This is a genomic window from Salinicola sp. DM10, from assembly GCF_017306975.2.
Classification (GTDB): domain Bacteria; phylum Pseudomonadota; class Gammaproteobacteria; order Pseudomonadales; family Halomonadaceae; genus Salinicola.
This window is the reverse complement of sequence record NZ_JAFLEN020000001.1, coordinates 99717-124733: the sequence shown is the minus strand read 5'-3', so window position 1 is coordinate 124733 and position 25017 is coordinate 99717. Positions and strand designations below refer to the sequence as shown.

Annotated in this window: 27 protein-coding genes; 3 read left to right on the top strand and 24 right to left on the bottom strand. The window is 67.7% G+C overall.

Annotated features, from left to right (window positions below; genetic code table 11):
- Window positions 1–5 precede the first annotated feature (5 nt).
- Entirely contained in the window at window positions 6–242 is a 237-nt protein-coding gene (locus J0A90_RS00530; RefSeq protein ID WP_207037270.1) for a hypothetical protein, read from the top strand.
- Window positions 242–1060 (top strand): exodeoxyribonuclease III, encoded by an 819-nt coding sequence (xthA, locus tag J0A90_RS00525; protein WP_207037271.1) that lies wholly within the window; start codon window positions 242–244, stop codon window positions 1058–1060. The genes J0A90_RS00530 and xthA overlap by 1 nt, the downstream gene beginning before the upstream one ends.
- Window positions 1061–1292: 232 nt before the next feature.
- Here xthA and J0A90_RS00520 read toward each other — a convergent pair whose 3' ends face one another.
- The 8 genes from J0A90_RS00520 to J0A90_RS00485 all read right to left on the bottom strand — a co-directional run bounded on the left by J0A90_RS00520 (window position 1293) and on the right by J0A90_RS00485 (window position 8609).
- On the bottom strand, window positions 1293–2471 hold the full coding sequence (locus J0A90_RS00520; RefSeq protein WP_207037272.1) for a lipopolysaccharide assembly protein LapB: 1179 nt from the start codon (window positions 2469–2471) through the stop codon (window positions 1293–1295).
- Between the two features lie 170 nt (window positions 2472–2641).
- Window positions 2642–3406, bottom strand: coding sequence for an energy transducer TonB (locus J0A90_RS00515; RefSeq protein WP_207037273.1), 765 nt, complete (start codon window positions 3404–3406; stop codon window positions 2642–2644).
- Window positions 3406–3813, bottom strand: a complete 408-nt coding sequence (locus J0A90_RS00510) for a biopolymer transporter ExbD (protein ID WP_207037274.1) — start codon at window positions 3811–3813, stop codon at window positions 3406–3408. The genes J0A90_RS00515 and J0A90_RS00510 overlap by 1 nt, the downstream gene beginning before the upstream one ends.
- On the bottom strand, window positions 3806–4273 hold the full coding sequence (locus J0A90_RS00505) for a MotA/TolQ/ExbB proton channel family protein (RefSeq protein ID WP_106420702.1): 468 nt from the start codon (window positions 4271–4273) through the stop codon (window positions 3806–3808). The genes J0A90_RS00510 and J0A90_RS00505 overlap by 8 nt, the downstream gene beginning before the upstream one ends.
- 49 nt (window positions 4274–4322) lie before the next feature.
- The gene (locus J0A90_RS00500; RefSeq protein ID WP_233076377.1) at window positions 4323–5774 is read right to left on the bottom strand and encodes a MotA/TolQ/ExbB proton channel family protein; all 1452 of its coding nucleotides are present in this window, start codon (window positions 5772–5774) and stop codon (window positions 4323–4325) included.
- A complete protein-coding gene (locus J0A90_RS00495; RefSeq protein WP_233076376.1) occupies window positions 5771–6676 on the bottom strand; it encodes a DUF3450 domain-containing protein in 906 nt (301 codons plus the stop codon). The genes J0A90_RS00500 and J0A90_RS00495 overlap by 4 nt, the downstream gene beginning before the upstream one ends.
- A 242-nt stretch (window positions 6677–6918) precedes the next feature.
- On the bottom strand, window positions 6919–7845 hold the full coding sequence (locus J0A90_RS00490) for an electron transfer flavoprotein subunit alpha/FixB family protein (RefSeq protein ID WP_207037275.1): 927 nt from the start codon (window positions 7843–7845) through the stop codon (window positions 6919–6921).
- A 14-nt stretch (window positions 7846–7859) separates the two neighbouring features.
- Window positions 7860–8609, bottom strand: a complete 750-nt coding sequence (locus J0A90_RS00485) for an electron transfer flavoprotein subunit beta/FixA family protein (RefSeq protein ID WP_035470609.1) — start codon at window positions 8607–8609, stop codon at window positions 7860–7862.
- A 396-nt stretch (window positions 8610–9005) separates the two neighbouring features.
- Between J0A90_RS00485 and J0A90_RS00480 the strand changes: the two genes are divergently transcribed.
- Window positions 9006–10661 (top strand): electron transfer flavoprotein-ubiquinone oxidoreductase, encoded by a 1656-nt coding sequence (locus tag J0A90_RS00480; protein ID WP_207037301.1) that lies wholly within the window; start codon window positions 9006–9008, stop codon window positions 10659–10661.
- Window positions 10662–10717: 56 nt separating this feature from the next.
- Here J0A90_RS00480 and J0A90_RS00475 read toward each other — a convergent pair whose 3' ends face one another.
- From J0A90_RS00475 to J0A90_RS00400, 16 genes are all read right to left on the bottom strand, one after another.
- On the bottom strand, window positions 10718–11545 hold the full coding sequence (locus tag J0A90_RS00475) for a sulfurtransferase (RefSeq protein ID WP_207037276.1): 828 nt from the start codon (window positions 11543–11545) through the stop codon (window positions 10718–10720).
- 66 nt (window positions 11546–11611) lie between these two features.
- Window positions 11612–13864 (bottom strand): ATP-dependent helicase, encoded by a 2253-nt coding sequence (locus J0A90_RS00470; protein ID WP_207037277.1) that lies wholly within the window; start codon window positions 13862–13864, stop codon window positions 11612–11614.
- Complete coding sequence (locus tag J0A90_RS00465; protein WP_207037278.1) at window positions 13861–14394, bottom strand: DUF1285 domain-containing protein; 534 nt, start codon at window positions 14392–14394, stop codon at window positions 13861–13863. Before J0A90_RS00465 ends, J0A90_RS00470 begins: the two co-directional genes overlap by 4 nt.
- 51 nt (window positions 14395–14445) lie before the next feature.
- Window positions 14446–15255: a TatD family hydrolase gene (locus J0A90_RS00460; protein WP_207037279.1), complete on the bottom strand. Its 810-nt coding sequence runs from the start codon at window positions 15253–15255 to the stop codon at window positions 14446–14448.
- Window positions 15256–15347: 92 nt separating this feature from the next.
- Window positions 15348–15683: a PilZ domain-containing protein gene (locus tag J0A90_RS00455; RefSeq protein ID WP_035470612.1), complete on the bottom strand. Its 336-nt coding sequence runs from the start codon at window positions 15681–15683 to the stop codon at window positions 15348–15350.
- A gap of 90 nt (window positions 15684–15773) precedes the next feature.
- Window positions 15774–16787, bottom strand: coding sequence for a DNA polymerase III subunit delta' (locus J0A90_RS00450; RefSeq protein WP_207037280.1), 1014 nt, complete (start codon window positions 16785–16787; stop codon window positions 15774–15776).
- On the bottom strand, window positions 16778–17434 hold the full coding sequence (gene tmk, locus J0A90_RS00445; protein WP_207037281.1) for a dTMP kinase: 657 nt from the start codon (window positions 17432–17434) through the stop codon (window positions 16778–16780). The genes J0A90_RS00450 and tmk overlap by 10 nt, the downstream gene beginning before the upstream one ends.
- 71 nt (window positions 17435–17505) lie before the next feature.
- Window positions 17506–18513, bottom strand: a complete 1008-nt coding sequence (gene mltG, locus J0A90_RS00440) for an endolytic transglycosylase MltG (protein ID WP_207037282.1) — start codon at window positions 18511–18513, stop codon at window positions 17506–17508.
- A 97-nt stretch (window positions 18514–18610) separates the two neighbouring features.
- The gene (pabC, locus tag J0A90_RS00435) at window positions 18611–19417 is read right to left on the bottom strand and encodes an aminodeoxychorismate lyase (RefSeq protein ID WP_207037283.1); all 807 of its coding nucleotides are present in this window, start codon (window positions 19415–19417) and stop codon (window positions 18611–18613) included.
- Between the two features lie 7 nt (window positions 19418–19424).
- Window positions 19425–20663: a beta-ketoacyl-ACP synthase II gene (fabF, locus tag J0A90_RS00430; RefSeq protein WP_207037284.1), complete on the bottom strand. Its 1239-nt coding sequence runs from the start codon at window positions 20661–20663 to the stop codon at window positions 19425–19427.
- Window positions 20664–20977: 314 nt separating this feature from the next.
- Window positions 20978–21211, bottom strand: a complete 234-nt coding sequence (acpP, locus tag J0A90_RS00425; protein WP_035474582.1) for an acyl carrier protein — start codon at window positions 21209–21211, stop codon at window positions 20978–20980.
- A 96-nt stretch (window positions 21212–21307) separates the two neighbouring features.
- Window positions 21308–22051: a 3-oxoacyl-ACP reductase FabG gene (gene fabG / locus J0A90_RS00420; RefSeq protein ID WP_207037302.1), complete on the bottom strand. Its 744-nt coding sequence runs from the start codon at window positions 22049–22051 to the stop codon at window positions 21308–21310.
- 8 nt (window positions 22052–22059) lie between these two features.
- A complete protein-coding gene (fabD, locus tag J0A90_RS00415) occupies window positions 22060–23022 on the bottom strand; it encodes an ACP S-malonyltransferase (protein ID WP_207037285.1) in 963 nt (320 codons plus the stop codon).
- Window positions 23023–23027: 5 nt separating this feature from the next.
- Complete coding sequence (plsX, locus tag J0A90_RS00410; protein WP_207037286.1) at window positions 23028–24137, bottom strand: phosphate acyltransferase PlsX; 1110 nt, start codon at window positions 24135–24137, stop codon at window positions 23028–23030.
- A gap of 29 nt (window positions 24138–24166) precedes the next feature.
- On the bottom strand, window positions 24167–24337 hold the full coding sequence (gene rpmF / locus J0A90_RS00405; RefSeq protein WP_106420326.1) for a 50S ribosomal protein L32: 171 nt from the start codon (window positions 24335–24337) through the stop codon (window positions 24167–24169).
- A 32-nt stretch (window positions 24338–24369) separates the two neighbouring features.
- Entirely contained in the window at window positions 24370–24900 is a 531-nt protein-coding gene (locus tag J0A90_RS00400; protein WP_207037287.1) for a YceD family protein, read from the bottom strand.
- Between the last annotated feature and the right edge of the window lie 117 nt (window positions 24901–25017).

Here is a 25017-nt window from a genome sequence, read left to right as displayed (position 1 = left end):
CGTGAATGACTCGCAGAAAGAAGACCCGCTCCCTGGCCGACAAGGTCAGCATCCGCACCGGTAAGCGCAAGGACTATCGTCGTTGGCGACATGAGAACCCTGACGAGGTCACCTCCTCGCGCCGTTACGTGTCCAAGAAGGATCAACAGCGCAAGGCCCAGGCCGAGCGCAAGCTGAAGCGCCAGAGCGTGGCGCCGCTGCCACTGCACAAATCCGACACCAGCGATAAGGATACCGACTGATGCGCCTGGTCTCGTTCAACATCAACGGTATTCGCGCCCGCCTGCATCAGCTGGAGGCGCTGGTCGAGGCCCACGATCCGGACGTGATCGGACTGCAGGAGACCAAGGTCCAGGACAGCGAGTTTCCGCGCGAAGCGGTCGAGGCCCTCGGCTATCACGTCCACATCCATGGCCAGAAAGGGCACTACGGGGTCGCGCTGATGACCAAGGCGCGCCCGGAACAGGTCCACTACGGCCTGCCCGACGACCCGGAGGACGCCCAGCGGCGACTGATCGGTGCCACGCTGACGGGCCCCGACGGCCGCCCGTTGACGGTGTGGAACGGCTACTTCCCGCAGGGCGAGAACGTCGCTCACCCGACCAAGTTCCCGCACAAGCGCGCCTTCTATGCCGGGCTCAGCGCCCTGCTCGAGGCGCGCCACGACCCCGCCGAGCGCCTGGCCATCATGGGCGACTTCAATATTTCACCTCAGGATATCGACATCGGTATCGGCGAGGAGAACCGCAAGCGCTGGCTGCGTGAAGGCAAGACCAGCTTCCAGCCGGAAGAGCGCGAATGGCTCGAGCGGCTCAAGGCGTGGGGGCTGAAGGATAGCTACCGCTTGTGTCACCCGGACAGCAGCGACCTGTTCAGCTGGTTCGACTACCGCTCCAAGGGGTTCGATCGCGAGCCCAAACGGGGTCTGCGTATCGATTACATCCTGGTCACCGACCCGCTGGCCGAAGCCACCCGCGCCGCCGGCGTCGACTACGCGCTGCGCGGCATGGAGAAACCCTCGGATCACGCCCCGGTGTGGAGCGACTTCACGCTCGAGTGAGCGCCTAGGGAAGCGTTGAATAAATCGCCGAACGAGATGAAGGGCAAGGCGCACGGAACGCAGACTCGAAGCAGCGCGTAGAGAACGCCCGTAGGGCGGCCCGTCAGGGCAAGTTGCCGAAGGCAACGCGTCACGCGAGACATAACATGGGGTTAGGCGAGCCTTCGAGTACCGGGCAACGTAGTCATGCGCTGGGGACGCCGAGTCCGTGCAGGCATTTATGCAGGGGTTCCTAGCCTTGGCCCAGCGACACCAGCCAAGCCTGGGCCTGGCTCTCCCCTGCCGCCGCCGCCCGCTTCAACGCCCGGCGCGCCAGTTCAGGGCGCTGCAGCTGGACCGCGGCAACGCCCATCAGCAGCCAGTCGCGCCCCTGGGCAGCCTGCCCCGACGCATCACTACTCCCAGTCTTCTGCGCAGCTTCGTTCCGGTCGACTTGGTTTCGGTCGACTTTATTCCGGTCAACGTCGTCGGCGGGCACGATATGACCCAGGGCGTCGAGTACCACCTGCCACTCGCCCCAGGCGTAGGCGGCCTCGGCCAGTTGGCGCCAGTCCGCCTCGCTCCCGGTCCGATTGGCCAGTGCGCGCCACGCCGCCAGGGCCTTGTCATGTTCGCGCGCGGCACTCCACGCCTGCGCCTGCAGGCGTAGATTGGCCTCGGAACGTGGCAGCTCGCCGTCCGCCAGCCAGCGCGCCAGATACTCCCCCGCGCGAGCGGGTGTTCCACCGGCGATATGCAGCTCGGCCAGTTGCACCAGATCCTGCGGCCGGGTCAGCACGCCGCGACGCCAGCCGCTCTCCCAGATCGCCGCCGCGCGCCCGGGGTCGCCTGCCCGCTGCGCCAGCCCGGCCGCGCGCCGCCACACCTGCGGCGAATCGGCATCGTCACCCAGCAGTGTCAGGGCGTCATCGAAACGCCCACTGCGCTGATAGACCGTGCTGGCGAGCTGGCGCTGCTCGGCATCCCAGGAGGCGCTGCCCGATTCGCGCAGGCGATCAAGAGAGTTTGCTGCCGCCTGCCACTCGCCGAGGGCAGCGCGCGTTTGCACCAGCAACCAGCGCGACTCGGCGTCGCCGCCGCTGGCCTCGACCCAGCGCGTGAGCAGATCAGCCCCGCGCTCGCGCTGCCCGGCGGCGAGACGCAGCTGCGCCTCCTGGCGCAGCCAGGCCAGCCGCCGTGGCGCCGGCACCTCGTCGATAGCGCGTGCCGAGGCTAGGCGCTGCGCCGCGACGGCGCTCTTCCCCTGGCGAGCCAGAGCGCTGGCTTCCAGTTGCAGAAACAGCGCCCGGGCCCAGCGATCGGCGGCATTACCGCCATCGAGACGCGCCGCGGCGGCCTCGGCCCGCGACGCCACCGCGGCGTTGTCGCCCGCGGCCAACTGCTGCTGCAGCGACTCGAGCGAAGCAATCATGCTGGAACTCAAGGCCGGCCCTTCGGCCATCACCGGCGTGGTCACCAGTAACGCCAGCAGCAGGAGTGCAGCGCCATACCGGCACTGCCGTCCCTTAACGGCGTCGGCGGCCGTAGTGACAGCCAGGGCGGGCCCCGCGGGCGGAATGACAGTCTGTGACGCGTCCATGGTCAACCTTGCAGTTTGAACTCGATACGCTGGGTGGCACGGCGCACGTCGTCCGCCGGCGGGAAGCGCCAGCGCGCTACCGCTTCCTCCACCGCGCGGTCGAACACGTTAGCCGGCTCGGCGTCGATCACCCGCAAGCTGCCGCTATCCACGCGCCCATCGGGCTGGATCACGAAGCTGACCTCGACGTAGCCCTCCAGGCCACGCCGCTGCGCCCGCACCGGGTAGGTCGGATTGACCCGACTGGTCGGCTGCAGCTGCCCCACGTCACGCGGTGATGCCTGGGTACCCTTGGGTGCCGGCTGCGCAGCCGGTGCCTGGGCAGTGCTGGGCGCCGGCGACGGGCTAGGCTGCGGACTGGGCTCGGGCCGCGATTCAGGTTGTGGCTGAGGTTGTGGTTGCGGCTGCGGCTTGGGTCGCGGCGTCGGCCGCGCCTCGCTCAGCTCGGGCAACGAGGCGTCCAGCGTCGGCGCCGGGGTCTGCGGCTGCGCCACCTCGGGTTCGGGCACAGAGATCGGGCTAGGTGTCGGCGCCGGTGACGGTGCTGCTGCCGGGGGCGGCGGCGGAGCGGTCGGCGGAGGCGGTGGCGCTGCTGCGCTCGTCGCCGGTGCTGTCTGCGCCTGCTCCGGCGCGTCGACCATGGCGATCGGTGCAGCGCTGACGATCTCCTGATCCTCCGGCGCGGGTGGTGCCACCAGCAGCGCCAGCAGATAAAACAGCACCAGCGCCAGCACGCCACCGGCGACCAGACCCACGAGCCTGCGCATCAGCCCGCGTCCCGATTGGCTGCGACAGCGACATTGTCGACCCCGGCCTGGCGAATGCGATCCATCACCTCGAGCAGCAGACCCGTGGTCGAGCGGCGGTCGGCCTGGACCACCACGCTGCCATCGCCGGAGACCAGTGCCGCCACCTTGGCGCCGACTCGATGGGCGTCCACCGCCTCGCCGTCGACCCACACCGCGCCATCCTGGGTGATCGCCACCAACACCTGGGTGTCGGGGCGTGCAGTCGCCTCGCTCGACTGCGGCCGCTCGATCTCGACCCCACTCTCCTTGATGAAGCTGGTGGTGACGATAAAGAAGATCAGCATGATGAAGACGACATCGAGCATCGGGGTCAGGTCGATCCCGGTGGCGTCGTCGCTCGCTTCCCGCAGGCGCCGCCTACGCATGGGCATCCTCCACCGCGCGAGCCATGCGATCGTGCAGTCGCTGGTCCTCACGCCGAATGATCTGTTCCAGTCGGGACACGAACAGCAGCCCGACCACGGCCACGGCCATGCCCACCAGGGTGGGCAGCGTGGCACGAGCAACGCCGTCGGCCATCGCCCGCGCCTGGCCGCTGTCGCTGAGGGAGAGGCTATCGAACACCTGGATCATCCCGGTGACGGTACCCAGCAGCCCCAGCAACGGGCATATCGCCACCAGCAGCTTGAGCCAGGGCAACGGCTGGCGCAGCCGGGCCAGTAGCTCCCGGGTCCACACCTCGCGCAGGGTGAGCGCGCTCCAACTGACGTGGTCACGGCGCTGGATCCAGGCATCGATCAGCGCTCGGCGCGCCCGGCGGTGAGTGACGCGCCAGTAGATCAGACGCTCCAGCGCCAGCGCGAACAGCGCCATGGCGACCAGCATGATCACTACCAGGACCCCGCCGCCGGCGTCGATCAGCCAGCGGATCGGCTCAAGCGTGAACGCCACGATGGCTCTCCTGATCCTGGCCCGCAGCTTCCAGGTGCTCGGCCAGAACCGCGCTGGCGCGCCCTTCGAGCAGCCCGACAAGCCGCCGGCTACGGCTGCTCAGCGCGGTGTTGACGAACAGTAACGGCACCGCGGTGATCAAGCCCAGCACGGTGGTCACCAGCGCCTGGCTGATCCCCCCGGCCATCAGCTGCGGATCGCCGGTGCCAAACACGGTGATCGACTGGAAGGTGATGATCATCCCGGTGACCGTTCCCAGCAGCCCCAACAGCGGTGCCACCGCGGCGATCAGCTTGACGATCGGCTGGCCGCGCTCGAGACGCGGCTGCTCCGCCAGCAGCGCCTCGTCGAGACGCGCCTCGAGGGCCTCCGGGGCGTGACTCGGGCCCAGCGCACCGAAGCGCCCGAGTACCCGCCCGAGGGGGTTGTCATCACGCAGCCGCTCAGGGTCGCGCAGCTGACGCTGCATGCGTGAACTCACCCGCAGCAGATAGAGATATTGCGCCAGTGCCACCAGGAGGCCGATGGCGCCCAGCCCGACGATCACGTAGCCGACGTAGCCGCCCTGCTGAAAGCGCTGCCACAGGCTGGGCTGCTGGGCGATTGCCTGCAGCACCTCGCCGTCGGTGGGATCGAAGAAGAAGCGCTCGCCCTGCCCGGCCTGGAAGTCGCGCAGCGCTGCGCGAACATCGCCGGGCGTGCGCGGGAAGACATCGAGCGGCAGCTTGGCGTCGCTGTCACGCGCCAGCAGATCGCCTTGGCTGAAGGCCACGCTGTCGCCCAGACGCACCACCGGGCGCACCTTAACATCACCATTGGCCGCCGCCACAGGCGCCTCGAAGCTTACGCCGCGGGCGCTCTCCGCGATCAGCGCAGCGAGATCACCGCGTAGCCGATCGAGGGTATCGATATCGACCAACCCACGATCATCCAGCCGTGGCGGCAGCTGCGCCGCACCGCCCAGGGTCAGCCAGCTATCGCTGAGCGCATCGCGCAGCTCACCGGCCTGTTGCTTGATCACCTGCGACACCGCCTCGATATCGGCAGCATCGCCGCCACGTTGCTGCCCCAGGTCAGCCAGCGTCTGGCGCTGCTCGCGCTGGCGCTGTTCCAGTTCTTCGCGCTTTGCCTGCGCTGCCGAAAGCCGCCTTTCGGCGTCCGCCACTGCCGCATCGAGCTTTTGGCGGTCATCCACCAGCGCGGCCAGACGCGCATCGTCGCGGGCCTCGGCCTCCCGACTGTCGGCCTGGAAGCGCGCCAGCACCTGCTGCAGCGTATTCGGCGCTTCGGCCTGAGCCTGGGTGGAAGAAGACTGGGAGGCGGTAGCATCCTGGGCATCGGGTGCGGCCGGATCCTGCGCCTGGGCTACCGGCGCCGCCAGCATCAGCGCGATCAGCAGCGACTGCCCACGGGAAACGAACGAATGCTGCTTCATGATGCCGACTCCTGTGCCGTTTCCTGCGGCGCGCTCGGGGTCTGGGCATCGCCTGGTCCAGCCTCGTCGCCGGCCGCTTGCGGCGACTGCCCGGGCACCACACTGATGGACGCCGGCAGCGCCAGCAGTGCCGGGGCGGCCTGGTCACGGGCGATACGGATTCCCCGGCGCACCTCGTCGATCTGACCGCGATCGAGCGGCTCCCAGCGCTGGCTCGCGACCTTCCACACGCCACCGACTTGACCGTCGGGAGTGACATAGTAAAAGCCGGTGCGCCCCACCCGCAGGTAATCGACCTGGCGCGCATAGTCGCTACCGGCCTGCGCGCCCGGCGCACGCTCACCCGTCAGCGGGCCGCTCCACTGGTCCATCTGGCGACCGTAGTCGAGCTCGGTGCGCCACACCGAGAAGATCTTCTGTAGCTTGTCGGCCTGGGAGGTTTCATCGCTGGCGAGCATCTGTTCGAGGGTATCGACCCGCGCCAGGCGCTCCTGGCGCAGAAACGGCATGTCGGCCTCGATCATCCCGCGCAGCTGTTCGACCATCTCGCGCATCTCGCCCGGCAGCGCTTCGCGCGTGGTCGAGATCTGCGCCAGCGCCTGTTGCTGCGACTCGATGCGGCGGGCCTGATCCGCCACCACCGGCGCCAGCTCGGCGTTGTAGCTCTCCAGGCGGTCTGCCTGCCGGGTGGCACGCCGCAGCCGCTCGAGGGCTTCGCGCGTGGCGTCGTCGGCGCTGTCGATACGCCGCTGCAGCGCGGCCTGGGTCTGCTGCGCCTCGATGCTGGCCTGACTGAGCGAGTCCTGAGCCGGGGCCTGAGCGGCCACGCCGACGAGACTCGCGGCGACGAAGCAGAGCGCCGTGAGCCGGCGGTGGCTTCGCTGACGCGGGGAATGCAACACCACGCGATCTCCTTACGATTGGGCCTGAAGCCGTGGGAGTGGGCCTGAAGACGTGACGATCACCGTCTCAAAGCGGTGCGACAGCGTCGAAAAGTGGGCACCGATCTAGAGGACGACAACCTAGTACAAACAAGAACAATTATCAATCAGAATCCAAGCCCTACCTTCATCTCCTGAAGACTCGCGCGCACAAAAAAGCCGGCGCCCTGAGGCGCCGGCTTCGAACCCCGATCAGCCGCGGGTTACAGCTTCTGCTCCAGTGCCGGCAGGATCTCGAACAGATCGCCGACCAGGCCGTAATCGGCCACCTGGAAGATCGGTGCATCTTCGTCCTTGTTGATCGCCACGATCACCTTGGAGTCTTTCATCCCGGCCAGATGCTGGATCGCACCGCTGATGCCCACCGCGATGTAGAGCTCCGGGGCGACGATCTTGCCGGTCTGCCCCACCTGCATGTCGTTGGGCACGAAACCGGCATCGACCGCAGCGCGGGAAGCGCCGATGGCGGCACCCAGCTTGTCGGCGATGCCTTCGAGCAGCTTGAAGTTGTCGCCGCTACCCATGCCGCGGCCACCGGAGATGACGATCTTGGCACTGCCCAGCTCGGGGCGATCGCTCTGGGCCAGCTCTTCGCCGACGAACCAGCTGCTGGCGTTGCTCACCTCGGCGCTGATCGGCTCGATCGCGGCACTGCCGCCCTCGGCCACGGCGTCGAAGGCGGTGGTGCGCACCGTGATCACCTTCAGCGGGTCGCTCGAGCGCACCGTGGCGATGGCGTTGCCGGCGTAGATCGGCCGCTTGAAGGTGTCGGCGCCGACCACCTCGAGGATATCGGAGATCTGGGCCACGTCGCGCAGCGCAGCCAGCCGCGGCAGCACGTTCTTGCCAGTGGTGCTGGAGGCCGCCAGCACATGGGTGTAGTCATCGGCCAGTGCCACCAGCAGCTCGGCCAGCGGCTCGGCCAACTGGTGCGCGTAGACCGCGTCGTCGGCCACCCGCACCCGGCTGACGCCGTCGAGACCGGCAGCGGCCTGGGCCACGGCGTCGACCCCTTCGCCGGCGACCAGCACGTCGATGTCACCACCGATCGCGCGTGCCGCGGCAACCACGTGCGCCGTGCCCGTTGACAGTTCGCCATCATGCTGTTCGGCGAGAATCAGAATGCTCATGCCAGCCGCTCCCTTCAAAGCACTTTCGCTTCGGTCTTGAGTTTCTCTACCAGCTCATCCACCGAGCCGACCTTCACACCGCCCTTGCGCTCGGCCGGGGTCTCGACCCCGAGCAGCTCGAGTCCGCTCTCGACGCTGACACCCAGCGCTTCCGGCGTCTTGCTCTCGAGCGGCTTCTTCTTGGCCTTCATGATGTCGGGCAGCTTGGCGTAGCGAGGCTCGTTGAGACGCAGGTCGGTGGTGACCACCGCCGGCAGCGTCAGTGCCACCGTCTGCAGACCACCGTCGATCTCGCGGGTGACGTCCACGCTGCCTTCCTTGACGTCGACCTTCGAGGCAAAGGTGCCCTGGGGCATGCCGGTGAGTGCCGCCAGCATCTGGCCGGTCTGGTTATTGTCGGTGTCGATGGCCTGCTTGCCCAGGATCACCAGGTCCGGCTGCTCTTCATCGACCACCGCCTTGAGCAGCTTGGCCACCGCCAGCGATTCGACCCGCGCCTCGGTCTCGACGTGAATGGCGCGATCGGCGCCCAGCGCCAGCGCCGTGCGCAGCTGCTCCTGCGCGGCCTTGGGACCGACGGTGACAGCGACGATCTCGCTGGCGACACCCTGCTCCTTGAGACGCACCGCCTCTTCGACGGCGATCTCGCAGAACGGGTTCATGGCCATCTTGACGTTGGTCAGGTCGACATCGGAGTGATCCGGCTTGACGCGGATCTTGACGTTGTAGTCGATGACGCGTTTGACCGCGACGAGTACTTTCATGGATGTCCTCGCAGGCTGAAGAAAAGATCGGCGCGAGGCGGAAAACGTCACTGACCTGACGGCAGGCAAAAGCCCGCCGTCACGCAAGACACGCGCAACGCTTCCACCAAACCGATTGACGCGAAACAGACTCGCGTCAAACGTGGCCGGGGTCAATCCGCCAGTGGTCCCATCCCGCGGCGGCGCGGCCGGATCAGGGACAACGGCGGCGTAAAAGTGCGATGATAGCCCATTATCGAGCGCGGCCCGAAGCCGCGCCTTGGCATAAGCAAAGCGCGCGGCGTCATAACGTCGAGACGCGCGGGCACAAGCCCCATAACAGGCCGCGGCCGGCGCGAGGGCCGGGCCGACAATACCGTAGCGCTAGCAAGGAGAATCGGTTTGGAACGCGAATCCATGGATTTCGATGTAGTCATCGTCGGCGCGGGGCCGAGCGGACTGGCAGCAGCGTGCCGGCTGATGCAGCAGGCCCAGGCGGCGGGGCGCGAACTCTCCGTGTGCGTGGTCGAGAAAGGCTCCGAGGTCGGCGCCCATATCCTCTCCGGTGCGGTGCTCGAGCCGCGCGCCCTGGCCGAACTCTTCCCCGACTGGGCCGAGCGCGGGGCGCCGCTGAAGACCGCGGTCACGCGTGACGATCTCTATCTGCTCAAGGATGCAGAGAAGGCGCAGAAATTGCCCGGCGCGCTGGTCCCCAAGAGCCTGCACAACGTCGGCCACGGCACCCAGAACTACATCATCAGCGCCGGCAACCTGTGCCGCTGGCTGGGTGAGCAGGCGGAGGCCCTGGGGGTGGAGATCTTCCCCGGTTTCGCCGCCCAGGAGGCGCTGATCGACGACGACGGCATCGTGCGCGGCATCGTCACCGGCGACATGGGCGTGGCCGCCGACGGCAGCGAGGGCGCCAACTACATGCCGGGCATGGAGCTGCGCGCCAAGTACACGCTGTTCTGCGAAGGCGCCCGCGGGCATATCGGCAAGCGCCTGATCGAGCGCTTCGATCTCGCCGCCGGCCGCGACCCGCAGCACTACGCCATCGGCTTCAAGGAGCTGTGGGACATCCCCGCCGAACAGCACGAGCCGGGCCTGGTAGTGCATGGCTCCGGCTGGCCGCTCAGCGACAAGGCGGCCGGGGGTGACGGCCACGGCGGCTGGTTCCTCTACCATGGCGACGACAACCAGGTGATGGTGGGGCTGATCGTCGACTTGAGCTATCGCAACCCCTATCTGTCGCCGTTCGACGAGTTCCAGCGGCTCAAGCATCACCCGCAGCTCAAGCGCTATCTCGAGGGCGGCAAGCGGGTCGCCTACGGCGCGCGGGCGATCGCCAAGGGCGGCGCCAACTGCCTGCCCAAGATGACCATGCCCGGGGCGCTGCTACTCGGCTGCGACGCCGGCACCCTCAACTTCGCCAAGATCAAGGGCATCCACACGGCGATGAAGTCCGGCCTGGTCGCCGCCGAGAGCGTGTTCGAGGCGCTCGCGGAGGATGATGCCGGCGGCCGCGAGCTCACCGCTTTCACCCAGGCGTGGGAGTCGAGCTGGGCGTGGCAGGAGCTGCAGGCCAGCCGCAGTTTCGGCCCGGCGGTCCATCGCTACGGCACCCTCGGTGGCGGCGCCTACTACTTCGTCGACCAACTGCTCGGTGGCGGCAAGCTGCCCACACTGCACGACACCACGCCGGACTATCGCCTCACCCCCGCCGCCGAGGCCACCCGTATCGACTACCCCAAGCCGGATGGCAAGCTGTCGTTCGACAAGCCCTCTTCGGTGTTCCTCTCCAACACCAATCACGACGAGGATCAGCCCTGCCATCTGCGCCTGAGCGACCCCAGCATCCCGATCGAGAAGAATCTGCCCGAGTACGCCGAGCCGGCACAGCGCTACTGCCCGGTCGGGGTCTACGAGGTGGTCGAGGAGAGCGACGGCCCGCGGTTCCAGATCAACTTCCAGAACTGCATCCACTGCAAGACCTGCGACATCAAGGACCCCGCGCAGAACATCACCTGGGTGGCGCCGGAGGGCGGTGGCGGTCCCAACTACCCCAATATGTGATGCACGGCCGTGCCTGGAGCGGGTGGCGCTAGGGCTAGGGAGGTGTCAGCAAGAGGCTAGGCCGGACCGGTGGCCACCGGCCTACCCGCATCCTCGATCCACTCGCTCCAGGAGCCGACGTAGAGCCGCGGCAGCGCCAGGCCGGCCACCGCATAAGCGAGAATGTTGTGGCACGCGGTCACCCCGGAGCCGCAGTAGGCGGTCAGCCGCTCTGCCTGGGGCAAAGCCGCGGCCAGCGCTGCCGGTGACTGGAAGCGGCCGTCGGCGGCAAGATTGTCGGCGCAAGGGTGACACAGGGCGCCGGGGATATGCCCCGCTACGGGGTCGAGGGGCTCCTCCTCACCGCGGAAGCGCGACGCGGCGCGGGCGTCGATCAGCTGACCGCCCTCGGTCGCCAGCCGCTCCAGCCCGATCCAGGCCGTGTCGTGGTAGTCGGGCTGCCAGGCCGCGGCACCGGCCACCGCCTCAGGCGAGCCGTCGTCCGGCGCCAGGGGGGCTGTCTCCCCCGCCGCCGTCTGCCATGCCTGAATGCCGCCGTCGAGTACGCGCACGTCCGGGTGCCCCGCCCAGCACGCCAGCATCCACCAGCCCCGCGCTGCGGCCAGCCGCCCGCCCTGATCGTCGAACACCACCACGGCTCGCCCAGGCGTCACGCCGAGATGCGAGAGCGTCGCGGTGAATGCCGTCTTGGTCGGCAGCGGATGGCGACCGCCGGTGCCGGGTGCTGCCGACATGTCGCGTTCGAGATCGAAGCGCCGGCTGCCCGGCAGGGTCACGGCAGCCTCGGGGCTATTCTGACGAAAGGCACGGCAATCGAGCAGCAGTGGCGGCTGGGAGGTCTGCAGCTGGGCTTGGAGTGCTTCGGGGGTGATCAGTACCGACATGGCGCAACGCCTCAGGCATGGGAGTCATCCCATGCTGCGCCGTACCGCATTCGCTGTCGAGCGGGCTCAGGCGATACGCGCCAGGGGCGCCCGCGAGGCGATCAATCGGCGCCGCCCGGCGCCGTCGAAGCGCACCTCGATTACCGGATCGGCAGGATCGCCCTCGACCACGACCACCTCACCGGTGCCGAAATTGGCGTGATGGAGACGCTCACCGACCCGCCAGCCCGCGGCCGGCGTAGCAGCAGCGGACATGTCCCGCGCAGGCGTCAGCGCCAGTTGACGACCGATACGCTCAAGATAGCGCGCCACCAGCGCCGGCTCGCTGACGCTGACACTCGCCTCGCTCTCGCTGGCCAGCGCCTGGCCGATACGTTCGCACTCCGTCACCGCGCTCTCGGCGAGAAAGCGGCTGGGGCGGTGTTCACCGCCATCATGCAGTAGCAGCAGGCGCTCACGGGCACGGGTGATGGCGACGTAGTAGAGCCGCCGCTCCTCCTCCAGGCGCTGAGGCGAGAGCGGGTTGTCGCGGCTGAAGTGGGGGAAATCCTCTTCGTTGAGGCCCCACAGCATGACCAGCGGCCACTCCAGCCCCTTGGCGCCGTGGACGGTACTGATCAGCACGCCATCGGGACGATTCTCCACCGGATTGCGCAGCAGCTCGATGAAGGCGTCGGGGTCGTTGGCCAGCTCGCCGGCCTGCTCGATCAGCAGGTCGAGCAGGCGCACGTCGTCGTCCGCCTTTTCCCGCCGTGAGGCCGAGCGGCGCAGCACCTTCTCGGCATCGATCGCCTCGATCACATGGGCCAGCAGTTTCGCCGGCGGCCAGTTGCCCAGCCGCGGCAGTTCACACAGCAGCTGCCAGCGGCGCTTGAGGTGGCGCCGCTGGCCGGGCTTGAGACCCGCAAGCAGCGGGTCCTCCCGCCCCGGCCACTGCTGGGTCGCGGCGAGCGCCTCGCACAGCCGGCGCACGCGCTCCTGGGCAACGAACGTGGTCGGCTGCGAGAACAGTAGCCCCAGATGCGCCGGGTCCTGGAGTCGGTGAGGCTCCCGCGCCAACTGCAGATAGCCGGCCAGGGCCTGGACCAGCGGCAGGCGGAAGACGAAGCGCGACTCCTGGGCCAGCCGGAAAGGAATCCCCGCGCGCAGCAGCTGGAGCTGTACGGAGACCGACAGCGACCAGCTGCGCACCAGCACGCAGGCCTCGTCATGGCGCCGGCCGCCCGCCTGCCAACGGCCCAGCTCGTCGAGCAGCGCCGCGGCGCCCACGCCGCTGCCGAGACGCGTGTGCGGATTGCCCGGTGCCGCCAGGCACAGCTGATCGCTGCCCTGGGCGTTACCGCGGATCGCGTGATTGGCCGCCAACGCCAGGGCGTGACCGTGGCGGAAGGTATACGAGAGCGGATAGTCGCTGGCGCCGCCGAACAGACCGTCGAAACGCGCCTGCATGGCGTCGGCACGGGCACCGCGCCACTCGTAGATGCACTGGTTGGCGTCGCCCACCGCCATTACCTGGGCCTGCTCGCCGGCGAGTAGTTTCAACAGCCGCAGCTGTGACTCGTTGATGTCCTGGTACTCATCGACGATCACGTGGTTGAGATAGCCCTGAACCCGGCGCCGCGCCTCGGGCTCGGCCTCGAGACAGCGCAGCGGACGGTAGAGCAGATCGGCGTAGGTGATGCTGCCGGCGGCTTCGAGCAGCGACTCGGCGATGGCGAAGGCGTCGATGAAGTGCCGTTCGGCCGGGCTATAGTCGAGACGCTCGAACAGTACCGCGGGCTCGGCCATCTCGGCCTTGACCAGGTCGCAGAACTGGGCGAACGCCTCCACCCGCTCGGCCTCCAGCGCCCCCTCCTGGGTCTCGGCATCGGCCTGGGCGAGGCTCTGGGCCACTGCCTGGCGCAGCAGCCGCTCGTGCTGCCAGTCAGCCTGCAAAAGCTGCCGCGGCGGCAGGAACCCCCAGCGGGTCAGGCTCTGGGTCAGGCGGTGGCCAATGGAGTGAAACGTCCTCACCTCGGGCAGCGCCACCCCCGCTGGCGCCTGCCGCGCCAGCTTGTCGCGGAAGTCGTCGCGCGCCGCGCGGTTGAACATCAGCACCAGCAACCGTCGGGGTGACTCACCGCTGGCAAGCAGATGGAGCACCCGCTGCACCAGGGTTGTGGTCTTGCCGGCGCCGGCCACCGCCGCCACTCGGGCGTGACCGCCGGCGTGCCCGACCACGGCGCGCTGCTCTTGGGTCAGCGCCGCGCTGTCTGCCTGGGAGCCCTCGGCAAGGATGGCCTCTGCATGGGAGTCCCCGGCATGACTGCCCGCGCTCATGCCTCGCCCTCCGCCAGCCGTCCTAGCGGCTGCCACACACCGTCGCTGGTGAGCCCCAACTCGGCGCCGCGCCACTCGGCGACCTCGACCAGCCGGTAATAGAGATTGCGGTGCAGTCGCGCCTCGAGGCCGTGGCGCACCGGCAGTGCCGGCCGCCATTCACCCTGGGGGTCCGACGCCAGATGCAGGCGATGTGCCGCCCCCAGACGCAGCCGCTCGCCCCACTGCAGATCGACACACCAGCCGTCGGCATCGGCCTCGGCATCGACCGCCAGCAGCGGGCAATCTTCGACCCGAATACGCAGTTTCTCGGCCGGGGTCACCAGATAGTAGTCACCGTCGCTCTCACGCCGCAGCACACTGGCGAGCAGACGTACCAGCTCGGGGCGTCGGATCGGCGCGCCTTCGTGAATCCACTCACCGCCGGCGGTGATCAGCAGATCCATGTCACCGCAGAACGCCGGGGCCCACTGGTCGAGGGGCGGCACGCCGCGGGCGTCGAGCTGGCGAAATAGCGAATCCAGGCGCATGGGGTGGCTCCTGATGAGAGTGACAAGAGACTAGATGGACGCGCTCACGCCTCACGCAAAGGGATTGGTGTGCTGCGCATCTTCCTGGTGGCAGCCCGGAAACAGCCGATAGAAATTGGCCCGGGTCTGCATCGCCACCTCGTCGACACTGATGCCACGCACCTCGGCGATACACTCGGCGACCTCCACCACCCACTGGGGCTCGTTGGCACGCCCGCGATGGGGTACCGGGGCCAGGAACGGACTGTCGGTCTCGATCAGCAGGCGATCCAGCGGCAGCCGCCGGGCCACCTCGCGCAGCGCCTCGGCGCTGGCGAAGGTGACGATGCCCGAGAGCGAGATGTAGTAACCCAGGCGCACCGCTTCCCGAGCCATGTCGAGATCCTCGGTGAAGCAGTGCAGCACGCCGCCCACCGCCGGGTCGCCATGCTCACGAATCAGTGCCAGCGTCTCCTCGCGCGCTTCTCGGGTGTGCACCACCACCGGCAGCTCCAGCGCCCGCGACGCCTCCAGGTGGGCGACGAAACGCTGGCGCTGGAGTGCGTGCGGCACACTATCGACATGGAAGTCGAGTCCTGTCTCGCCGATGGCCACCGCCGCGTAGCGCTCGGCGCACTCGGCGATGGCCGCGGCGTCGGGCTCCTGCGCCACCGTCTGCAGCGGATGCAGGCCGAGTGCGATATCGACGTCGGCATGCTCGCGCGTCATTGCAGCCAGCGCCGGCGCACTTTCCAGCGTGGTGGCGATGGCCAGGAAGCGCTGCACGCCCCGCGCCCGCGCCGCGTCGAGGGCGGCACCGAGATCGCCGCCGTAGGGCGTCAGATCGAGGCGGTCGAGATGGCAGTGGGAGTCTACGAACATGACGATATCCAGAAAACGGTAAGGATGAGATTGTCGACGCGACCGGCGCGCCCACGCCGGCGTTGAATACTCAATCTAAATAAAGAGCCGGCTCAAAGCGTATGACGCGTCAGCGCCGACGGCGACGGATGCGCCTCGAGTCGCGCCTCGATGCGCTCACGCAGCGCCTGGCCATCGGCGCCGAAGTGCACGCCGATACCTGCTACCCGATCGGCGGTGCCGGGGGGCGTCAGCCATACCACCTCGCCCTCCACTGGCAGGCGGTCATGGGCGTCGGGTAGCGTGATCAGCAGATAGACCCGCTGGCCCAGGCTGTAGTGCCGCTCGGTGGGTACGAACAGCCCCCCGCGAGCCAGCCACGCCAGGTAGGCACTGTGCAGGGTATCGTCGTCGCGTATGGTCAGCGACAGCGCCTTGTGTGAACTCATGACAGCCCTCGGTGAGAGAGTGAACAAACCTCGGCGATGACGTGAAAGCAGCGCCTGCACGAACGCACCGCGTGTCTCGAGCGCGAAGTTTCAAGATCTCAGCAGTGCCGACCAGCGAATCAGCCACGCCTCCATCACCAGCTGCGGGTTGGGATTCCCCCCCGCCGCCAGCAGCCGACGCTGCTCGCGGGCATAGTCCAGCAGCCGAAACCAGTCCCGCACGCGGGCATTCTTGACCGCCTGGCGGTAGAGCGGCAGCAGGTCGCTGTTGCGCACCCGCCGGCTGTCGCCGGAGAGCCCCAGGCGAATCAGATCCTCAAGCCAGGCGATGCCATACCAGAGTACGCGATCGAGCGCTTGGGCATCGAGTCGCGCCGCCTCCCCCACCGGCTCGCCGCCACGCACCAGCGCGTCGAACAGCTCGCGAAGCTCCTGGCGCAGCTGGCGCGCCTCGGGGCCGGCCAGCTCCTCGGCGAGCAGCGGCAACCCACCGGCGACCCGCAGCCAGAACTTGGCCTCTTCGGCATCGCCGAGACGCTCGCTCAGCCAGTGCTCGGCCGCAGCGGCCGGCGGGGTGGCCAGGTTCCAGTGCTGGCAGCGCGACCGAATGGTCGGCAGCAGCCGCGAGGCGATGTCCGACACCAGCACGAACAGCGTGCGCTGACCCGGCTCCTCGAGGCTCTTGAGCAGGGCGTTGGAAGCGGCCACGTTCATCGCCTCCGCCGGCTCGATACGGATCACCCGATAACCGCCCTGCTGCGCCGTCTGGGACACGAAGCCATTGACCTGGCGGATGGCATCAATACGAATCTGGCGCGACTTCTCCGCCGGCGCCACGCTGAGCAGGTCAGGATGGTAGCCCGCCGCCAGCATGCGGCAGCCGTGACACTCACCGCAGGCGACCTCGCCCGGCGCGCGGCACAGGGTACGCGCGATCAGCGCCTCAACCAGCGGCTGCTTGCCGATACCGTGGGGGCCGGAGACCAGCAGCGCGTGGGGCAGGCGCCCACTGTCCTGCAGTTGGATCAGCCGCTGCCAGCGCTCGCGCTGCCAGGGCATGGGCTCGGCGACCCTCGCTGCCGCGGGCGCGGGGCTTAAAGCCATGGCGCCACCCGCGAGGCGAGGCACTGCTCGATGGCCTCGCGAACCTGAGGCAACGGCGGTGTGGCATCGATCACCGCGAAGCGCGGCTGCGCCTGGGCGCGGGCGAGATAGGTGTCGCGCACCGCCTCGAAGAAGCTCTCACGCTCACGCTCGAAGCGATCACGCTCGCCGCCGCGGCCGCTGACACGCTGCGCGGCGATCTCCAGCGGTACGTCGAGCAGCAGCGTCAGGTCGGGTTCGAGCCCCTGCTGAACCAGTGCCTCGAGCGTGGCGATGCGCGCCGGATCGAGCCCGCGCCCGCCACCCTGATAGGCGAAGGTGGCGTCGGTGAAACGGTCGCACACCACCCAGGCGCCGCGTGCCAGCGCCGGTCGGATACGCCGCGCCAGATGCTGGGCACGGGCAGCGAATACCAGCAGCAGCTCGGCGCTGTCATCCCAGGGTTCGTCGCGTTCGGGGTCGAGCAGCAGCTCGCGGATCGCCTCGGCACCCGAGGTGCCGCCGGGCTCCCGCGTGCGTACCACCTCGATACCCTGGCGGGTGAGCCAATCGCAGACCACGCCGACGTTGGTCGTCTTGCCGACGCCCTCCCCGCCCTCGAGCGTGATGAAGCGCCCGCGTGACTGCTGCTCTGCTTGTGCGCTCATGCGGTCGTCTCGTGCTGATCTCATGCTGAAGAAAGCGCCCGCCCGCCGAGGCGGCGGGTGGCTGCGTCGTGCTATCGGTCGCGGTTCAGGATATAGCGTCTGACCGCAGCGTTGTGCTCGCTGAGCGTGCGCGAGAACTGGTGCGAGCCGTCGCCCTTGGCCACGAAGTAGAGCGCATCGCCGGGCGCCGGATGCACCGCCGCCTCCAGCGAGGCGCGCCCGGGCATGGCGATCGGCGTCGGCGGTAAGCCGTCGATCACGTAGGTGTTGTAGGCGTTCTGGCGCTGCAGGTCGGCGCGGGTGATATTGCCGACATAGCTGTCGCCCATGCCGTAGATCACGGTCGGGTCGGTCTGCAGGCGCATCCCCTTCTCCAGCCGCCGCACGAAGACGCCGGCAATCTCGCGACGCTCGGCGGGCACGCCGGTCTCGCGCTCGATCAGTGAAGCCAGAATCAGCGCCTGGTAGGGGCCGTCCAAAGGCAGACCATCGTCGCGTGAGGCCCAGACCTCGTCGAGGGTCTTGTGCATACGCGCATAGGCGCGCTCCAGTACTTCGAGATCGGTCACGCCCTTGTGGTAGCGATAGGTATCGGGAAAGAAGCGCCCCTCCGGATGCTCGTCAGGATGCCCCAATGCGCGCATGATCTCGGCATCACTCATCTCGGCGGTGCGGTGATCGAGTTTCTCGGCGCCGTTCAGGAGCTGGCGCATCTGCCGGAAGGTCCAGCCCTCGGGAATCGTCACCCGGTAGGTGACCACCTGGTCGCTGGAGAGCTTGGCGATCAGCTGGCGGCCACTCATGCCCGGCTCGAGCTGGAACTCGCCGGCGCGCAGCCCCTGCATCGCGCGCGGCTCCACCCGCGCCAGCACCTGGTAGGGCCAGGCCGCGGCGATGATCCCACGCGCGGCGAGATCGTCGACCACCTGCGAGAACGCCGCACCCCGCGGCACTTCATAAATGGTCGCAGCGTCGAGAGCGATGGGGCCGTCGAGCTGTGACTGCCAGTAGCGATAGCCGGCGAAGGCGGCGAGCGCCGCCAGCACCATCAGCACCACGAAAATCTTGAGAAGACGCATGCCACTTCCTTAGATGGCCCGGCTTTACCGGGCCTCACTGCCGCCACCCGGATGCCCGGGCGACGCGGATGTCAGGGCGCTGTCGCGCACCGTCTGTTCAGGTGTCGGGCTCCACGGGATAGCCCAGCAGCGGATGCGCCAGGCGGCGCAGCGAGTCATCGGCCGCGACCTCCCAACGCCGCAGCACCACCCCCTCGGCGTCACGCAGCACGCGAATCGGCCACACCCCCTGCACGCTGTTGCAGACCCAGGCGGCCTCGGCCTGCAGCAGGCGCTGCGGCTCGGCACGCACGCGCTTCAGCGATGTCTCTGCATCGAGTGCAGCCAGCAGCGTACCGGCGACCCCGGCCTGGTCGAGCAGCGGTGTTTCCAGGCGTCCCTGGCGCAGCCACACCAGATTCATCGCCGTCGCTTCGACCAGATAGCCCTCGCTATCGCACATCAGCCCTTCGGCGATGGTGTCGTCATCCCACTCCTGGCGCGCCAGCACGTTCTCCAACCGAGCCAGATGCTTGAGTCCGGCCAGGCGCGGCTGTCGCCCCAGGCGCAGCGCGCACAAACGCACCTCGACCCCGGCGAACCAGCGCCGGGGCGCCGGCTCGAACGCGGTCGCGCGCCAGGCCCAGCGCGGCTCGGGCTCGGCCGGTGGGCGGTAGCCACGCCCGCCGCTGCCGCGGGTGACCACCAGCTTGAGCACCTGGAGCCCGGCGCCGCAGGCCGCCGGCAGCGGATCGAGACGCGCCCGTGGCGGCGCCGGCAGGCCCAGGCGAGCGCACCCCTCGGCGAGCCGGGCCAGATGTGCCTCCCACAGCAGCGCCTGGCCGTCGCGTACCAGTACGGTCTCGAACAGCCCGTCACCGTAGGCCAGACCGCGGTCGTCCAGGGGTAGCATCAGATCCCGCATGCGCCCGTCACACCCGCGAGAAGATCAGCGAACCGTTGGTGCCCCCGAAACCGAACGAGTTGGAGAGCGCGGTATCGATCTTCATCTCACGCGCGGTATGCGGCACGTAGTCGAGCACACAGCCCGTGTCGGGATTGTCGAGATTGATCGTCGGCGGCGCGACCTGATCGCGGATCGACAGCACGCAGAAGATCGCCTCCACCGCTCCGGCGGCACCCAGCAGATGGCCGATCATCGATTTGGTCGAGCTCACCGCGACCTTGTGCGCCGCCTCTCCCATCACCCGCTCCACGGCACGACTCTCGGCGACGTCGCCCGCCGAGGTCGAGGTGCCGTGGGCATTGATGTAATGGATCGCCGAGGGGTCGATAGCGGCATCGTTGATCGCATTCTGCATCGAGGCCGCAGCGCCGCTGCCATCTTCCGGCGGCGAGGTCATGTGGAAGGCGTCGTCGCTCATGCCGAAACCGGTGAGCTCGGCATAGATAGTGGCACCGCGGCGCTTGGCGTGCTCATACTCTTCGAGCACCATCACGCCGGCGCCGTCGGAGAGCACGAAGCCGTCGCGATCGCGATCCCAGGGGCGGCTTGCCGCCTGCGGATCGTCATTGCGCGTCGACAGTGCCCGCGCCGCCGAGAAGCCGCCCAGCCCCAGCGGCGTGGTGGCCATCTCGGCACCGCCGCAGAACATCACGTCGGCATCGCCGTAGGCGATGGTACGTGCGCTGTAGCCGATATTGTGGGTGCCGGTGGTGCAGGCGGTGGTAATGGCGATATTGGGACCCTTGAAGCCGTGCTGGATCGCCAGGCTGCCGGAGATCATGTTGATGATCGATCCGGGCACGAAGAACGGCGACACTCGCCGTGGACCGCCCTTGTTGAGCGCATCGTGGTTGCGCTCGATCATCGGCAGCCCACCGATGCCCGAACCGATCGCGACCCCGATACGGTGGGCGTTCTCCTCGGTGCAGGCAATGCCGGAGTCGCGCATGGCCTGGGTGGCGGCGGCCACGCCGTACTGGATGAACAGGTCCATCTTGCGCGCTTCCTTGGGGTTCAAGTACTCGCCAATGTCGAAGTTCTTGACCGCCCCGCCGAAACGCGTGTTGAAACCTGCCGTGTCGAAATGCTCGATCGGCGCGATGCCACTCTTCCCTGACAAGAGCTGCTGCCAGCTCTCCTCGACCGTGTTGCCGACCGGGGTCACTAGACCCAGGCCGGTCACTACCACTCTTCTACGCGGCATCGAATCTCCTCCGAACTCCGTCATTGCCACGAGCCATGGCGGCGACTCATCCAAGTCCCGCCGCCGGCCCGCACACCGAAACGCGCGAATTATAACCGATCCCCGTCGCCGATGGGCGACCCACTGCCCGTCGCGGCCCCGGCAGGGGCGCCTAACGCCTGCCGGCAGGCCGACATCCGCACAGGCTATCACAGCCATACCGGCGTGCCGTTGCCGGCCCATAACGCAGAAAGCCGCTCTCATCGAGAGCGGCTTTCATAACATCGGCCGATCAGCCGGCAGTCTGGCTCCATCGGATGATGGAGATAACCGCCTTACTGGTGGGCGTTGATGTAGTCGATCGCTTCCTGAACGGTCGTGATCTTTTCTGCTTCTTCGTCGGGAATTTCGGTGTCGAATTCCTCTTCGAGCGCCATCACCAGTTCGACGGTATCCAGCGAATCCGCGCCGAGGTCTTCGGTGAAGGAGGAGGAGTTCTGAATGTCCTCTTCCTTGACGTTCAGGCGTTCGGCAACAACCTTCTTAACGCGCTCTTCGATGGTGCTCATTATGTCGTTACTCCTAATGGTACGAATCCGCCAGCTAAAAAGCTGCGGCTAGTTTATAGACCACCCCCAGACGACGCAACCCGCGTCGCGGAGGGATTACCGCATGTTCATGCCGCCATTGACCTGCAGCGTTTCACCGGTGATATAACCGGCCGCATCGCTGGTCAGAAAGCCGATGGCGGCGGCGATCTCTTCAGGCTGGCCCAGGCGCGCCAGCGGAATCTGGCCCAGCAGCGCGTCGCGCTGGGCTTCCGGCAACGCCTGAGTCATGTCGGTGTCGATGAAACCGGGCGCCACCGCATTGACGGTGATGGCGCGCGAGGCGACTTCACGTGCCAGCGCGCGGGTAAAGCCCTCCAGGCCCGCCTTGGCGGCAGCGTAATTGGCCTGCCCCAGGTTGCCCATCATCGCCACCACCGAGCTCACGTTGACGATACGGCCGAAACGCGCCCGCGTCATCCCCTTGAGGCTCGTCTTGCACACACGATAGACCGACTTCAGGTTGGTATCGAGCACCGCGTCCCACTCGTCTTCCTTCATCCGCATCAGCAGATTGTCGCGGGTGATACCGGCATTGTTGACGACGATGGTGGGAGCGGCATAGGTCTCGGCGATGCGCTTGAAGACGGCTTCGACACTCGCCTGATCGGTGACGTCGAGCGCCAGGCCCAGCCCCTCGATATCGTGGGCCTTGAGATCCTCGTCGATCCGCGCCGCGCCGCTCTCGCTGGTGGCGGTGGCGATCACGATGCGCCCCTGACGCCCCAGCTCGCGGGCCACGGCGCGACCGATACCCCGACTGGCACCGGTCACCAACGCGACTCTACGTTCGGTCATGATGTCATCCTTTAAGGCTCTTGAACGTCCAACGCCTCGCGCGCCAGCTCGAGGGCGGAGGACAGCGTGTCGGGGTCATTGACGGCCAACCCCTTGATCTGACGCTGAATGCGCTTGTTGAGTCCGGTCAGGACCTTACCCGGCCCGCACTCGATGAAGACACCCGAGCCGGCCTCGAACATGGCGTTGACGCAGTCCGTCCAGCGCACCGGGCGATAGAGCTGCTCGACCAGGCGCTGGCGCAGCGCCTCCACCGTCGCCGGCACTTCGGCATTGACGTTCTGGTAGACAGCGTAGCGCGGCAGCTTGATATCGAGCTCTGCAATCGCCGCTTCGACGCGCGCCGCGGCGGGCTTCATCAGCGCACAGTGCGAGGGAACCGATACCGGCAGCGGTAGCGCACGCTTGGCGCCGGCCTCCTGGCACAGCGCGATCGCACGATCCACCGCACCCTGGTGCCCGGCGATGACCACCTGCCCCGGCGAGTTGTAGTTGACCGCAGCCACCACCTCGTCGCCGGCGGCCTCGCGACAGGCCTGTTCCACCGCCGCATCGTCGAGCCCGAGAACCGCCGCCATGGCACCCACGCCCGCCGGCACAGCCTCCTGCATCGCTTCGCCGCGCAGCCGCACCAGGCGGATACCTTCGGCAAAGCCCAGCGCCCCGGCACACACCATGGCACTGTACTCGCCCAGGCTATGCCCGGCCATCATGCTCGGGCGCGGCCCCTCGAGCTCCTGCCACACCCGCCATACGGCGACGCTGGAGGCCAGCAGCGCAGGCTGGGTGCAGGCAGTGGCGTTGAGCTTCTCCTCGGGGCCTTCCTGGACGACATGCCACAGGTCGTAACCCAGCGCTTCGGAAGCCTCGTCGAACGTGGTGCGAACCACGCTGTAGCGTTCGGCCAATTCCCGCAGCATTCCCTGCTGCTGAGAGCCCTGCCCGGGAAAGACCAGAGCCAGTGATTGCGTCATCGCGCTCACCCTTGAAGTGATGAATCGTCGGTTCCCGTCGTATCACGAGACCCGCTATCCACTCGACCGACATCGTCGACCGACGAGATAGCAGATGTCGCCGCTACTGCCGACCAGGCGCCACGCAGGTGCTCCGGCAGCCCAACCGCGATCTCACGAACCGCGCGGTCGATGGCGAAGGCGAAGGCTCGATCACTGGCGTTGCCGTGGCTCTTGACCACGATCCGATTGAGCCCCAGCAGGCTGGCACCGTTGTGACGCACCGGATCCAGCTGCGCCTTGAAGCGCATCAGCGCCGGGCGCGCCAGCGCACTGACCAAACGCGTGCTCCAGTGAGACTCGAAGGTCTCTTGCAAACGCTTGAGCAGCATCTGAGCAACCCCTTCACTGGCCTTGAGCACTGCGTTGCCGACGAAACCGTCACACACCACCACATCGGCCGCGCCGGAGAAGATGCCATCTCCCTCCAGGTAGCCGATATAGTCGAAGGTATCGCTGTCGCGCCTGCGCAACTCGGCGTCGGCTTCGCGCACCCGGGCCGCGCCCTTGCCCGCCTCGACACCAATATTGAGCAGCGCCACCCGCGGGCGCGCCACGTCGTCGACGGCACGGCACATCAGCGCGCCCATGTAGGCGAAATCGACCAGGTGCCTGGCGTGCACCTCGACACTGGCGCCCAGATCGAGAAGATAGCAGCGACCGCCATGGCGCGTGGGCACAGCGGTACTGATCGCAGGCCGCGAAATCCCCGGCACGCTGCCGAGCTCGCGCCGCGCCAACGCCATCAGCGCGCCGGTATTGCCGCAGCTGACGCCGGCCTGCGCCTCGCCCCGCGCCACCGTCTGCAGCATGCCGTAGAGACTGGTCTCGCCGGGGTTGTCGAGCACATCCATCGGCGCCATCGCCTGGGTGACCACTCTGGGGGCATCGCGCAGCGCGATGCGCTCGCGCACCGCGCGCGAGGCGCCCAGCTGATTCAGCAGCCCCTGCAACTCGGCCCGAGGACCGAAAAGCGTCGGTTCGAGGGCCGGATGGCGCTGGAGCGCCAGCAGCATACCCCCGACAGTAGCGCGGGGACCGAAGTCCCCGCCCATGGCATCGATGGCGATGCGCATTGCCCGCGCGTCAGCGTCAGTCGCCGTGATTAAACGTCGATGACCTTGCGACCACGGTAGTAGCCGTCCGGAGCGACGTGGTGGCGACGATGCGTGGTACCGGTTTCCTTGTCCTGGGACAGGGCCGGGCTGCTCAGCGCATCGTGTGCGCGGCGCATGCCACGCTTGGAACGGGTCTTGCGGTTCTGTTGAACGGCCATGATGATGACTCCAACGTCAGTGTCATTCGGTTTTAGAGTTTTCCCTTCAACGTCTTCAAGACATCGAAGGGGCTATCGGCTCGAGCGGGCACCCGTTCGTCGGCGCTCTCTCCGCTCTGCATCTGATCACGCGAGACGGCACAGTCCGCCTCTTCGTGATAGACCACCTGAGGAAGACTCAGCAGCAGCTCGTCCTCGATCGCCCCAAGCAGGTCGAGATGTTCGTTGTCGACCAGTACCGGCTCGTACTCACTCGGCACCTCGGATGCCAGCGCGTCACCGCTCACCACGGCGAGCTGGAAACGGCTCGACACCGGCACGCTCATCGGCTGCAGGCAGCGTCGGCACGGTATCTGCAGCTGCGCCGACAGCTCACCTTCGATCAGGTGACGGCGCTGGGCATCGCGCCCGAACTGCAGCGATACCTGAGCCTCACCGCTCTGCGCACCGATCTCGGCGGCAAGGCGCGACAGCGACTCGAGGTCAACGGTACCCTCGAGTAGCTCATGGTTGGCCGCGAGGCGATAAGGCTCGACGGTCGCGGGAAGTCGTCTGGTCAACATAGGCGCGCCATAATAGGGATTCGACCTGTCTGTGTCAAAGCACTTGAACGCGACTATGCTGGAGACATCGTTGCAGATAGGCGGGCGCCGCAGGGAGACGGCGCAATGGGCGCCGAC

Bases quoted from the DNA above. Each gene is read 5' to 3' on its own strand.
- J0A90_RS00530 (WP_207037270.1), top strand. From the start codon at position 6: ATGACTCGCAGAAAGAAGACCCGCTCCCTGGCCGACAAGGTCAGCATC.
- xthA (WP_207037271.1), top strand. From the start codon at position 242: ATGCGCCTGGTCTCGTTCAACATCAACGGTATTCGCGCCCGCCTGCAT.
- J0A90_RS00520 (WP_207037272.1), bottom strand. From the start codon at position 2,471: ATGATTGCTTCGCTCGAGTCGCTGCAGCAGCAGTTGGCCGCGGGCGAC.
- J0A90_RS00515 (WP_207037273.1), bottom strand. From the start codon at position 3,406: ATGCGCAGGCTCGTGGGTCTGGTCGCCGGTGGCGTGCTGGCGCTGGTG.
- J0A90_RS00510 (WP_207037274.1), bottom strand. From the start codon at position 3,813: ATGCGTAGGCGGCGCCTGCGGGAAGCGAGCGACGACGCCACCGGGATC.
- J0A90_RS00505 (WP_106420702.1), bottom strand. From the start codon at position 4,273: ATGCTGGTCGCCATGGCGCTGTTCGCGCTGGCGCTGGAGCGTCTGATC.
- J0A90_RS00500 (WP_233076377.1), bottom strand. From the start codon at position 5,774: ATGAAGCAGCATTCGTTCGTTTCCCGTGGGCAGTCGCTGCTGATCGCG.
- J0A90_RS00490 (WP_207037275.1), bottom strand. From the start codon at position 7,845: ATGAGCATTCTGATTCTCGCCGAACAGCATGATGGCGAACTGTCAACG.
- J0A90_RS00485 (WP_035470609.1), bottom strand. From the start codon at position 8,609: ATGAAAGTACTCGTCGCGGTCAAACGCGTCATCGACTACAACGTCAAG.
- J0A90_RS00480 (WP_207037301.1), top strand. From the start codon at position 9,006: ATGGATTTCGATGTAGTCATCGTCGGCGCGGGGCCGAGCGGACTGGCA.
- J0A90_RS00475 (WP_207037276.1), bottom strand. From the start codon at position 11,545: ATGTCGGTACTGATCACCCCCGAAGCACTCCAAGCCCAGCTGCAGACC.
- J0A90_RS00470 (WP_207037277.1), bottom strand. From the start codon at position 13,864: ATGAGCGCGGGCAGTCATGCCGGGGACTCCCATGCAGAGGCCATCCTT.
- J0A90_RS00465 (WP_207037278.1), bottom strand. From the start codon at position 14,394: ATGCGCCTGGATTCGCTATTTCGCCAGCTCGACGCCCGCGGCGTGCCG.
- J0A90_RS00460 (WP_207037279.1), bottom strand. From the start codon at position 15,255: ATGTTCGTAGACTCCCACTGCCATCTCGACCGCCTCGATCTGACGCCC.
- J0A90_RS00455 (WP_035470612.1), bottom strand. From the start codon at position 15,683: ATGAGTTCACACAAGGCGCTGTCGCTGACCATACGCGACGACGATACC.
- J0A90_RS00450 (WP_207037280.1), bottom strand. From the start codon at position 16,787: ATGGCTTTAAGCCCCGCGCCCGCGGCAGCGAGGGTCGCCGAGCCCATG.
- tmk (WP_207037281.1), bottom strand. From the start codon at position 17,434: ATGAGCGCACAAGCAGAGCAGCAGTCACGCGGGCGCTTCATCACGCTC.
- mltG (WP_207037282.1), bottom strand. From the start codon at position 18,513: ATGCGTCTTCTCAAGATTTTCGTGGTGCTGATGGTGCTGGCGGCGCTC.
- pabC (WP_207037283.1), bottom strand. From the start codon at position 19,417: ATGCGGGATCTGATGCTACCCCTGGACGACCGCGGTCTGGCCTACGGT.
- fabF (WP_207037284.1), bottom strand. From the start codon at position 20,663: ATGCCGCGTAGAAGAGTGGTAGTGACCGGCCTGGGTCTAGTGACCCCG.
- acpP (WP_035474582.1), bottom strand. From the start codon at position 21,211: ATGAGCACCATCGAAGAGCGCGTTAAGAAGGTTGTTGCCGAACGCCTG.
- fabD (WP_207037285.1), bottom strand. From the start codon at position 23,022: ATGACGCAATCACTGGCTCTGGTCTTTCCCGGGCAGGGCTCTCAGCAG.
- plsX (WP_207037286.1), bottom strand. From the start codon at position 24,137: ATGCGCATCGCCATCGATGCCATGGGCGGGGACTTCGGTCCCCGCGCT.
- rpmF (WP_106420326.1), bottom strand. From the start codon at position 24,337: ATGGCCGTTCAACAGAACCGCAAGACCCGTTCCAAGCGTGGCATGCGC.
- J0A90_RS00400 (WP_207037287.1), bottom strand. From the start codon at position 24,900: ATGTTGACCAGACGACTTCCCGCGACCGTCGAGCCTTATCGCCTCGCG.